Source organism: Sulfuricurvum sp. (assembly GCF_022759005.1).
In the GTDB taxonomy this organism is placed as follows: domain Bacteria; phylum Campylobacterota; class Campylobacteria; order Campylobacterales; family Sulfurimonadaceae; genus Sulfuricurvum.
In genome coordinates this window covers 1-11,411 of the sequence record NZ_JAEMQA010000010.1, presented here as the reverse complement: position 1 = coordinate 11,411, position 11,411 = coordinate 1, and the positions used below count along the sequence as shown (strand labels likewise).

Annotated in this window: 11 protein-coding genes; 5 read left to right on the top strand and 6 right to left on the bottom strand. The window is 44.4% G+C overall.

What is annotated here, in order from left to right; genetic code table 11:
- The 6 genes from JHC35_RS00490 to JHC35_RS00465 form a co-directional block, all read right to left on the bottom strand.
- A partial coding sequence (locus JHC35_RS00490) for a DUF294 nucleotidyltransferase-like domain-containing protein (RefSeq protein ID WP_295041382.1) occupies nucleotides 1–1,612 on the bottom strand: 1,612 nt, incomplete at its 3' end.
- Nucleotides 1,613–1,660: 48 nt separating this feature from the next.
- The gene (locus tag JHC35_RS00485) at nucleotides 1,661–3,430 is read right to left on the bottom strand and encodes a cation acetate symporter (protein ID WP_295041380.1); all 1,770 of its coding nucleotides are present in this window, start codon (nucleotides 3,428–3,430) and stop codon (nucleotides 1,661–1,663) included.
- Nucleotides 3,430–3,744, bottom strand: coding sequence for a DUF485 domain-containing protein (locus JHC35_RS00480; RefSeq protein ID WP_295041378.1), 315 nt, complete (start codon nucleotides 3,742–3,744; stop codon nucleotides 3,430–3,432). The genes JHC35_RS00485 and JHC35_RS00480 overlap by 1 nt, the downstream gene beginning before the upstream one ends.
- A 13-nt stretch (nucleotides 3,745–3,757) precedes the next feature.
- Nucleotides 3,758–5,128 (bottom strand): OprD family outer membrane porin, encoded by a 1,371-nt coding sequence (locus tag JHC35_RS00475; RefSeq protein ID WP_295041376.1) that lies wholly within the window; start codon nucleotides 5,126–5,128, stop codon nucleotides 3,758–3,760.
- Nucleotides 5,129–5,260: 132 nt separating this feature from the next.
- Nucleotides 5,261–5,926 (bottom strand): response regulator transcription factor, encoded by a 666-nt coding sequence (locus tag JHC35_RS00470; protein WP_295041374.1) that lies wholly within the window; start codon nucleotides 5,924–5,926, stop codon nucleotides 5,261–5,263.
- A complete protein-coding gene (locus JHC35_RS00465; RefSeq protein ID WP_295041372.1) occupies nucleotides 5,907–7,115 on the bottom strand; it encodes a HAMP domain-containing sensor histidine kinase in 1,209 nt (402 codons plus the stop codon). Before JHC35_RS00465 ends, JHC35_RS00470 begins: the two co-directional genes overlap by 20 nt.
- A gap of 101 nt (nucleotides 7,116–7,216) precedes the next feature.
- Here JHC35_RS00465 and JHC35_RS00460 point away from each other — a divergent pair, with 101 nt between their 5' ends.
- From JHC35_RS00460 to clpX, 5 genes are all read left to right on the top strand, one after another.
- Nucleotides 7,217–7,723 carry a peptidylprolyl isomerase gene (locus JHC35_RS00460; protein WP_295041371.1) on the top strand — a complete coding sequence of 169 codons (507 nt, stop codon included), beginning with the start codon at nucleotides 7,217–7,219 and terminating at the stop codon, nucleotides 7,721–7,723.
- Nucleotides 7,724–7,726: 3 nt separating this feature from the next.
- Nucleotides 7,727–8,812: an epoxyqueuosine reductase QueH gene (locus tag JHC35_RS00455; RefSeq protein WP_295041369.1), complete on the top strand. Its 1,086-nt coding sequence runs from the start codon at nucleotides 7,727–7,729 to the stop codon at nucleotides 8,810–8,812.
- Between the two features lie 89 nt (nucleotides 8,813–8,901).
- A complete protein-coding gene (gene fabZ, locus JHC35_RS00450; RefSeq protein WP_295041367.1) occupies nucleotides 8,902–9,345 on the top strand; it encodes a 3-hydroxyacyl-ACP dehydratase FabZ in 444 nt (147 codons plus the stop codon).
- A gap of 10 nt (nucleotides 9,346–9,355) precedes the next feature.
- Nucleotides 9,356–10,141, top strand: coding sequence for an acyl-ACP--UDP-N-acetylglucosamine O-acyltransferase (lpxA, locus tag JHC35_RS00445; RefSeq protein ID WP_295041365.1), 786 nt, complete (start codon nucleotides 9,356–9,358; stop codon nucleotides 10,139–10,141).
- A complete protein-coding gene (gene clpX / locus JHC35_RS00440; RefSeq protein WP_295041363.1) occupies nucleotides 10,138–11,370 on the top strand; it encodes an ATP-dependent Clp protease ATP-binding subunit ClpX in 1,233 nt (410 codons plus the stop codon). The genes lpxA and clpX overlap by 4 nt, the downstream gene beginning before the upstream one ends.
- Nucleotides 11,371–11,411 lie beyond the last annotated feature (41 nt).

Sequence of the window (11,411 nt, the reverse complement as noted above, 5' to 3'; positions counted from 1 at the left end):
ATACCCGATCGAACAATCCGAGATTGTTTAGCTCTTTGATCCGTTCGGTTGTATTAGTATGCTCGATTTTGTGTTCAAGAGAGAGCATTCGGATACCGTGAACGATCGCAAAAATCCCCCCTTTTTTAATATCAAATTCACTGCCGTGTTCGGCTCGCCCTAAAACGAACCCGCCGATCAAAGAGAGCGGCGTTTCAAATGCCAATGCCGCTTTCGCCGCATGGGCCAAAATGTCACTCCGCCCTTCGAAATGTTCAAACAAGAAACTGCGGCACTCCGAGAGTAATTTCGAATCACCGGCAACACAATGGGCATCGAGAAATATCGACAATCCCATAAGCGCTTCTTCGCTGAGGGTATGGCTCCAAAGTTCGATTTTGCTTTGATACCCCGAAACACTGTTGCGCCAATACGGGTTGGAAACCATCACATTGCCGCTGCATTTTGGGAACCCGAGTTGGAGAAGATACTCGTTGAGTTTTAGCATATACGGTTCAAACTCTTTTACACTCTCCCCGTCACGGACGATAAGTGCGTTGTCCTGATCGGTTCGGAGGATTTGCTCTCCCCGTCCTTCGGATCCCATGACGATCAAAGCACATTTGCTCTGATACGCTTCGGGAACAACCATCTCGAAGAGTTTGCGATAGACTTTCCCATTGAGTTCGCTCACCAGCTTGGATACATAGCGTACCCGCACCCCTTTGCTCGTTAAAGAGCGAACCAAATGGGTCAATGAGCGCTGTGCATTTTGCAATTCGTCGATACTGATCGCACGATCAATCGATGCGGCGATAAGATGGGTATGGTTCGCAAAATGGCTGAGAAGATCCAGCTGTTCAAGAATCCCGACGATTTGATCGTTTTCGACAACGACCAACCGCTTGATACCGTGCTTGGTAAACAAGAGGAGCGCATTGAAAAGAAAATCATGCTTTTCAATCGTAATCAACCCGTAGGTTGCAATTTCACCGATGGAATCATTACGGCTTTTATCACTCAAGAGGAGCTTTTCACGCAAATTCGTATCGGTTACGATCCCCATATTTCCGCCGTCATTGACTAAAATGACACTACCGTCTTGATCCGCCATTTGTCGCAATGCATCTTTGATCGGCATTGATGCGTCAACCATACACGGAGCATGAAGGTAAATCTCATCCACACGCGCAACCATAAACGGCGTTAACTCGTTTTGATGCTGACGCTCTTTGAGGTTTTGATGCTTGGTGATGAAGTCTTGCATAAAATAGTTTTGGAACGATTCGACGTCTTGGAGAAGGTTGAGGAAAGATTCTTTGGGGAGGCAGTAACAGATGAGATCTTCTGCGACGCTAAATGTACTTTGAGTGTTTCCATATATCAGGGAGTTCGCATCAAAGCTGTCGCGCTCCCCGTATACATTTTGAAGTTCACCGTCGACACTCTCGTTGACAATACCTTTGATGATGATGTAGAGAGATTCCGCCCTCACCCGAGGGTTGATTAAAACCGTCTCTTTGGGATAATAGGCGATATCCATCTGGGTCATCAGCTTTTCGATCATCCGCTCATCCAGAAGGTCAAAAGGATGAATGGACATCAATAGTGTTTTTTGGTCAAACAGACTCAAAAGTGACTCCTAAAATTTTATCATCTGCCCGCTTGGGCAGATAATTCTTTAGTGCTCTATGGCACCTTCAGCACCGATACCCGTTTGGCTTCGGATATATTGTGCTTCGAACGCTTCTTCTTCTTTACGTGAGTTTTCACTGCGATCGGTAATCGAGAAGAACCAGATACTTACAAACGCTGCTGCTACCGAGAACAATGCAGGGTATTGATATGGGAAAATCGCTGTTTGTTTAATGAACGCTGCTTTCGCTACATCACCCGCTTTAACAATGTCACCTGCCGATGCACCCGAAGCCGTTGCTGCCGCTTTTGCTGCAGCTACTGCTGCTTTAAGCGCATCACCATTGATAATTTCCGCCCAAACCATTGGCCCGAGGATAACAAGAATAATTGCCGTCGACAAACCGATCATACCGCCGATGAATGCACCGCGTGTCGTCAATTTTGACCAGAACATTGAAAGGAACAAAATCGGGAAGTTCGCACTCGCAGCAACCGCAAACGCAAGCCCTACCATGAACGCGATATTTTGTTTTTCAAAGATAATACCAAGATAGATCGCGACAAGACCTAAAACAACCGTAGCGATTTTAGAAACTTTCATCTCCATCATTCCATCAACACGTCCTGCACGAATAACACTTGCGTACAAGTCATGTGAAATTGCCGAAGCACCCGCCAACGTAAGACCTGAAACAACCGCAAGGATCGTTGCAAACGCTACCGCAGAGATAAATCCGAGGAAGAAATCGCCGCCAACCGCATGAGACAAGTGAATCGCCGCCATGTTATCACCGCCGAGAATCGGAGCACCGCCGTCAGTCGCTTGTTTTGCAAGGTCAAGATAGTGCGGGTTTTGGAATACCATAACAATCGCACCGAAACCGATAATGAATGTCAAAATATAGAAATACCCGATAAATCCTGTCGCATAGAAAACCGATTTACGTGCTTCTTTTGCATCACTAACGGTGAAAAAGCGCATAAGGATGTGCGGAAGACCCGCTGTTCCGAACATCAACGCAATCCCCAGTGAAATCGCAGAAACAGGATCACTCACCAATTTACCCGGAGCCATAATCGCTTGATCTTTCATGCTAACCGCAGTCGAGAACAATGATTCGAAATTGAAGTTATAGTGAGCCATAACCGCAACCGCCATAAATGTCGCACCTGAGAGCAACAAGAACGCTTTAATGATTTGAACCCATGTTGTCGCCAACATCCCACCGAATGTTACGTATAGAATCATCAATACACCGACAAGGATAACCGCTACTTCGTAATCCAAACCGAAAAGAAGTTGAATCAATTTACCGGCTCCTACCATTTGCGCGATCAAATACAATACAACCGTCAAGATTGAACCGAACGCCGCCAAAGTACGGATAGGTGTTTGACGCAAGCGATACGATGCAACGTCCGCAAATGTGTATTTACCGAGGTTACGGAGCTGTTCAGCTACCATAAACAAGATAATCGGCCAACCGACCAAGAATCCGATTGAGTAGATCAAACCGTCATACCCTTTGGTGTAAACAAGAGCAGAAATCCCCAAAAATGACGCTGCTGACATGTAGTCACCCGCAATCGCCATACCGTTTTGAAACCCTGTAATTCCTCCGCCGGCAGTATAGAAATCTTTTGCCGTTTTGGTGCGTTTTGCCGCCCAATAGGTGATCCCCAATGTAGCCGCAACGAAGATAAGAAACATCGTAATCGCCGACATATTAAGCGGCTGTTTTTCTACCGCACCGCTAAGTGCCTCTGCAGCAAACGCAGCAGCTGAGAAAAGAGCTAAAAGTAACGCTTTCATCACTCTCCCTTTACTTTGGATTTGATTTTAGCGGTAAGTTCATCGAATTCACCGTTGGCACGACGGACATAAATCCCCGTCAAAATGAACGCACTCACGATAACACCGATACCGATCGGAATACCGATCGTTGTTACTGACCCCGCAGATAGTGGTGTCCCCAAAAGTTTTGGATCAAATGCGATTGTCAAAACAAATCCGAAATAGATCACCAACATAATGATTGTCAACGTCCACGCAAAGCTCGAACGCGTTTTGACCAAATGGATAAAATCCGGGTCATTTTTGATAGCATCAACCATCTCTTTTTTCATGACTTAACCTCCTTTAAAAGTTGTAGTTTGCGATGAAACGGTATTCATCCCAGCTTGTATCTGTAGTAGCTGTATTTTTAAATTTATCTGGGAAATTACCACGGAAGCGAAGTTGCAAATTTTTCACCGCTTCTGGGTTCCAAATAAGATCGAATCCAGGTTCTGTCGTTTTTCCAACAGTATATGAACCCGTGTACCCTTCTACATCAAAGCTAGCATAATACACGCTTGCTGTCATATTTGCACCCATATCTTTGAAGTTATAGGTTCCTGCAACTTTCCATGCGTCCGCTCCCGCCATAAATTGATGACGCGTTACCATCCCTTGCGTATAGGCAGGCATACCACCCCATGGAGTTATTGTTCCACCGTGAATTGTGGCAGAGTCATCTGAGCTGTTATGTGACATAGCACCGTATACATCAAAGTTTCCAACTTTTACACCTGCTTTAGCGGCAATAAAATCACTATCTACTTTGTTAATTACGCTGTTAGCGCCAACATCACGTTCGTTAATCCATTGCACTGCAACATACGGTGCCACTCCGCTTGAATATGACCAACCGTAATTAGCTTCAGCATAAATTGCATTCAAAATATCATGAGCATAATAGTCCCACAATTGAAGTTTTAACCCTGGAATTCCAGAATAAATCGCTGCAGCTACACTCACACCATTAGTATTTTGCCCAATAGCATATTGACCCATGTTAGTGAAATTTCCAACCATTGTAGTCGCATCAAATACACCGCTGTATCCTGATGTTAATGCAAGTGTTTGTGCTGCTGCATTTTTTGCACGGTTAGCTGCAGTATTTGCTGTTAAAGTTGCATCAGCAAATGTATATGCATTGGCAAAGGTTCCTGCTGCAAATTTGGTTACGTATACCGCGATCAACGTTGTATCCTTAACATCCGTATTGCTTAATACATACGCTTCAAAAAGGCTTGGAAGCATACGGGCATCATCGCTACCGGCTAAAGGAGTATCGAGTTTTTGGCGTCCCGCTTTAAATGCCGTATTTCCGTACTTGTATTGAAGATATGCCTCACCCAAATAAGATTCATTATTTCCATTTGGTCCGAAAAGTGTCAAATCATTTTCAGCCGGCACTGAGCTTCTGTTGTCCAATTTATTTGTTGTATAAAATGCTGTTCCCGCACTTAAACCATTCAAAGAACCTGTTTCATATTTAAGGTAACCGCCAATTGTAAGACCATCACGTTCAACAGTGCTTGCTCCTGAAGAATCACGGTCGATATAAAAAGCGCGAAGTTGCCCGCTTGCTTTTCCTTCTTTGAACATGCTTTCTAAGCTGTCTGCCGCCATAGCGTTCACAACTAAAGCTGACGCTAAAAGCGATAGAGATACTGTACCTCTCATTCTCACTCCTTCAAAAGTTTTTAACACTGCTATTATGAAAACGAAACGTAGCAATAACGTAGCAATTGTAAAATTAGAAAAATTTATCCTGGCTAATTGTCTGAAAAAAGAGAATGTGTGTAAAAAAGTAACTTAATAGTTACGGGGAATATCAATCATGTAACCTAACGCGCGGATATTTTGAATAAAATCTTCTTTAAGACTTTTTTTAAGGCGACTCACTTCTGCCCGTATAGTCGCGTTATCTACGTACTCTTCATCCCATACATAGGCACGAAACTGATCAAAATCGACAACTCTTCCACGATTGCGAGCCAAAAGATCAATTATCTGTAACTGACGTTTGCTGAGCGGTTGTGTTACGTTATCACACATTAATGTCGAAGTAGAGGCATCATAGGCGTAACTTTTTGACAACTTCACATGGCTTTGCGGGAGTGTACAGCTTTGCATCACTTTATCGATACGTAGTGCAAGTTCTTTCAGATGAAACGGTTTTTTAAGATAATCGTAGCATCCCAAATCATACGCACGACTAATCCCTTCGATGTCGACCAGTGCACTGATATAAAGAGCCGGTGTACGAATTTTTAGGAGATGAAGCGCTTCTAAAAGTTCCAAGCCATCTATCCCCGGAACGTTTATGTCCAAAATAAGCAGATCGAACGTCTCTTTTTTGAGTGTTTCCAGCGCATCATTGCCGTTATACAACAAACTGACCCGATGCCCAAGAGCGAGCAGATACTCATTGATCGCTTCACTGAGCATTTGCTCATCTTCAAGCAAAAGTATTTTCACCGTTCCCCTTTTTGAACCGATATTCGAAACGTGTCTGTTCACGATCCGATGAGATTGCAATCTCTACGCCGTCTTCATCACATATCGATTTAACCAGACTAAGCCCCAATCCGAAGCCGTCGGTCTTTTTCCGTTCTCTGTAGTATGCCTCAAAAATCTTTTGTGGATCATGAATTTTTTGAGAGCGGCTTTCAACCCAAAAAATCGATTCCTCCGTATTTCCCTCGACTCCGACGTGAATCTCTTCACCGCTTTTGGTATATTTGATCGCATTGGTCAGATTATTATCGATTACACGCTGCAATTTCGTCTCGTTGAACTGAATCCACGATGCCATTGAAGGTTGATGGTAACTAAACGTCAGGTTCGAAAACAAAGCAACTTCATCAAAAAACTCAAGCCGTTTATGAACATATTCTCCCAAATCGATCGCTTTTTTCGGATAGTCGATCTGATCTTTTTTGACCAAATAGCTCAAATCATCGTAAATACTAAAAATGTTTTTAACCGCTGCTTCGATTTTCGCCAAATAACGGTTCCGCCCCTCATTCATCGAAAAGAGCTCAATATTCGCCATAATGACCGACAAAGGGGTATGTGTTTCATGAATAGCGTAGCGGATAAACTGTTTATGCGACTCAAGCAACTCTCTGGAAAATTTTTGTTCCTCTTCCAAAGCATCATTTTTGATCTGCAATGCTTGGGTTTTTAATTGTACCCTCTCTTCTAATCCGGCATTTAAACGCTCCATTGATTCTCTTTGCTCATGGATCGTATGCGCCATCTCATTGGCATAGCCCGCCATCCGTTTGAATTCACTAAAATAGAGTTCATCCATTTCAATAGCCGTATCTTTTTTATGTGCCGTTTCGAAAAACTCCATAAAAGCTTCCATATCTCTGGCAATCATGCTATTAACGATCTTTGAAATTCCAAATATAATTCCAAACAAGATCAAAGCAAGGGTAGAAATTTCAACGATGATCTTAATCAAACGCCCTTTGAGCGCATTCGGATCACCTCGAAGATCGATCAGCGTATCATCAGTGGCCAAAGCAAACTGCCGATATTCGTCATAAATCAGAAGGGAAGAGAAAATAACGGTGAATAAAAGGATAAAAACGACGGTGTAAAAATGGAGTTCACGCAATGAAAGACGCGATAATCTACTCAGAAACCAATTTTCCACATCGCCATCCCAATTTAAAATGAGTTATTATAACCCATTCCTTTTTGATAGTTAAGATTGTTCCATTATAATTTCAAAAAATTCCACCAAGGACCCATACTATGTTCGGACGTAAAGAACTTAAACATTACAACGCTACCGCTGAAGAGTTGGCAAGCTACCAATGGGCGAAAATGACCACCAATAAAGGTGTAATATGGCTCAAACTCTATCAAGATGAAACCCCTAATACTGTTGCAAACTTTGCTGCACTCGCGAATGACGGTTTTTACAATGGTCTCAATTTTCACCGTGTTATCCCTGGGTTCATGGCTCAAGGCGGATGCCCGCACGGTAGCGGTACCGGCGGACCGGGTTGGGCAATCCCATGCGAAACAGCCCTTAATAAACATCGTCATGTCAAAGGCGCCCTCTCTATGGCGCACGCTGGACCAAATACCGGCGGAAGCCAATTTTTTATCTGTTTCGTGAGCTGTCCTCACCTCGATGGCGTTCACACCGTATTCGGCGGTATCGAAGCCGATGATGCCGAATCAATGGCAGTCCTTGACTCTATCGCTATGCGTGATACGATTGAGTCTGTTGAAATTCTCGCAGAGAAAAATTAAACCGTGCTTGTCCATATCTGCTGCAGCGTCGATTCCCACTTCTTTATCGAAAAACTACAGCAAGAATACCCCGATGAAAAACTCATCGGGTTCTTCTATGACCCCAATATCCACCCTTATAGTGAATACCAACTCCGTCTTTTGGACGTTGAACGCAGTTGCAAAAAATTGGGTATTGAGCTCATCGAAGGTCCGTATGATTTCGAAAACTGGCTGAACGCCGTTCGGGGACTTGAAAAGGAACCCGAAAAAGGGGTACGCTGCGAAGTGTGTTTTGATCGCCGTTTTGAGGTGAGTGCCCAAAAAGCGCTTGAACTGGGCGAGAAAACAATGACGACTACCCTCCTCGTCAGTCCCAAAAAATCGCAAGAACAGCTCATCCGCAGCGGTGAAGCGTTCGAAGAGACGCACGGTGTCAAATTTATCGCATTTGATTACCGCAAAAACAACGGAACCGCCGATCAGGGACGGGTTGCAAAAGAACAGCAGCTTTACCGTCAGGACTATTGCGGCTGTTTATTCGGACTTGGAATGCAGCGAGACCAACAACACCGCTTGATGGATGAGATGTTCTCCCCGATCTCTCAACAAATTCTTCCCGCCTCGATCGAAGAGCGGTTGGAGCTTTATCAACTCCGCAATGAACTCGAAGAGTCCGGAACCCCTTATCGCATTCTCAAAGAACGTTTTATGAATTACCGTCTTTTCTCATCCTCTCTCAAAATAGGAAACGATGTCCTCCCCTCATATCCCCTATTTTACTCCACTATGAATCGGACGCAAACCCAAGGAGTCATCGAGTTTTCGATCGGGCATCAGCACTTTCTGAACCGTGAAGAGGTCCGTTTTATCACACTTGAAACCTTTAATACGATGAGCGACTCTCACTATCGCTCCACACAAGAGTTGATGTTCAATCCGATCTCTGTCGAAACTGAAATTTCGGTACGTTCCCGCTTGATGGGATGTGCGTTCAGCACCTCAGCCATCATCGTGGTTGATACGATTCCGAGTGAGAAACTCACCTTGACTTTAGAATCTAAAATATACGAAGATACCAAAGAGCAGTTAATCATCCTCCGAGAATAGCTTCATCGCCTTTTTTCATCTTATTACTATTTATTAACCATTTTTAAGATAAAATAAGGGGATTTTTTACCTAAAAGGCACCCAAAAATATGATAGATGTCGTTCAAATTCAGAAAATTTTACCCCATAGATTCCCGTTTTTATTGGTAGACCGTGTTACGTCACTCGCCCCAAATGAATCTCTTATTGGATACAAAAACGTCACCATTGGTGAACAAATTTTTGAAGGTCACTTCCCAGGTCATCCGATTTATCCGGGCGTTATGATTTTAGAAGGGATGGCTCAAGCCGGCGGAATTTTAGCTTTTGAAAGCATGGAAATGACCGAAGAAGAAGCGGCGCACAAAGTAGTCTATTTTATGAGTATCGACGGCGCTAAATTCAGAGCACCCGTACGTCCGGGAGATCGTCTTGAGTATCGTATGAACGTCGTCAAACACAAAGGTTCTATTTGGGTTTTAGAGGGAAAAGCGTATGTGGATGATACCCTTGTTTCCGAAGCCGAACTAAAAGCTATGATCGTAGACAAATAAGCGAGTGGGAATGAACAACATATCTCCACTAGCCGTTATCGAAGAAGGCGCCATTATTGGCGAGGACGTTGAAATCGGTCCTTTTTGCTTTATCTCAGGACGTGCAAAAATCGGGCGCGGAACGAAAATTGCCGCCAGCGCATGTATCTATGGAAATACCACTATCGGGGAATACAACGATATTTTTTCCCATGCTGTTTTAGGTTCGATTCCGCAGGATTTGAAGTACGCCGGTGAAGAGGTTGAACTCATTATCGGAGATCGTAATAAAATCCGTGAGTTTACCCTCTTTAATCCGGGAACTGCGGGCGGTGGTGGGAAAACCGTTGTCGGTAACGATAATCTTTTTATGGGTTATGTCCATTTAGGTCATGATGTCATCATCGGTGATCATTGTATTTTAGCCAATGCGGCGACATTAGCCGGACACGTCGAGATGGGCAATTACGCCGTTGTAGGGGGGATGACGCCCATCCACCAATTCGTCAAAATCGGTGATTACGCCATGATCGCGGGGGCATCGGCCCTCTCTCAAGATGTCCCGCCATACTGTTTGGCCGAAGGGAACCGTGCGGTTCTACGCGGATTGAATCTCAACGGTTTGCGCCGTCATATTGAGCGCAGTGAGATCGATGCCCTCCGAGCAGCATATCGGGATCTTTTTGAATCAGGATTACCTCTGCAAGAACAGGCGTCCGCATTGCTTGCTGAAACATCCAGCGAATTTGTCAAAAACCTTTGCACCTTTATCGTCAACACCAAGCGGGGAATCCCGTACGAAAGGAATCACTCATGATTCATCGCCATTGTAGTTTTTGTGACGCTCCAGAGAGTGATCACAACCCGCTAATCGCCGGTACAAATGTTTATATCTGCAAAAATTGTGTCTTCTCCGCATACAAAATTATGTTCGGTGACACAGAGAATGAAACGACTTCTGCGGTTGAACACGCTCATGCCCAATTGCTGACGCCAAAAGAACTCAACACCTTTCTAGGACAATACATTATCGGGCAAGAGCGCGCACGTAAGCTGTTATCGGTTGCCGTATACAACCATTACAAACGTATTTTCAAACATACGCTGGTGGATGATGATACCGAAATCGCAAAATCGAACGTTCTTTTGATCGGACCGACCGGAAGCGGTAAAACGCTCATGGCTCAAACAATTGCCCGCGTTCTGAATGTTCCTATCGCAATTGCCGATGCGACCAGCCTCACGGAAGCCGGCTATGTCGGAGAAGATGTTGAAAACATTCTAACCAAGCTCCTCCAAGCAGCCGATGGAGATGTTGAGCGGGCGCAACAGGGGATCGTATTTATCGATGAAATCGACAAAATTTCCCGTATGTCCGAAAACCGTTCCATCACCCGTGACGTATCGGGTGAAGGGGTTCAACAAGCCCTTTTGAAAATCATCGAAGGTGCTGTCGTCAATATCCCTCCAAAAGGGGGGCGCAAGCACCCGAACCAAGATTTCATCCAAATCGATACCTCCGGCATTCTCTTCATCTGCGGCGGTGCATTTGACGGACTGGGACAAATCTTAGAGCGCAAAAAAGGATCGAATGTTATGGGCTTCGGTCAGACAAAACGGAGCACCACCGATATCGATGATAGCTTCGAAAACGTCGAGCCGGATGATTTGGTCAGCTATGGATTGATTCCCGAACTCATCGGACGCTTGCCGATCATCGCATCGTTGAACAAAATTACCGAAGAGGAGATGGTGCGCATCCTCACCGAACCGAAAAACTCTTTGGTCAAACAATACACCAAACTTTTTGCCATCGATGACGTCGAACTCACTTTCGAAAAAGAGGCATTAAATGCCATTGCCGCGAAAGCGTTAGCACGCAAAACGGGAGCACGCGGTCTTCGCGCCATTATGGAAGAGACTATGGGTGAAACAATGTATGAGCTTCCCGAATACAGCGGATACGAAGTACTCATCACCAAAGAGGTTGTCGAAGAAAATATCGCCCCAGTCTATATTAAAAAAACAAAACAAAAAAGTGCATAGGAGAGTTAATGCTATTTAATAAATTAATCGGAGTGTTCTCA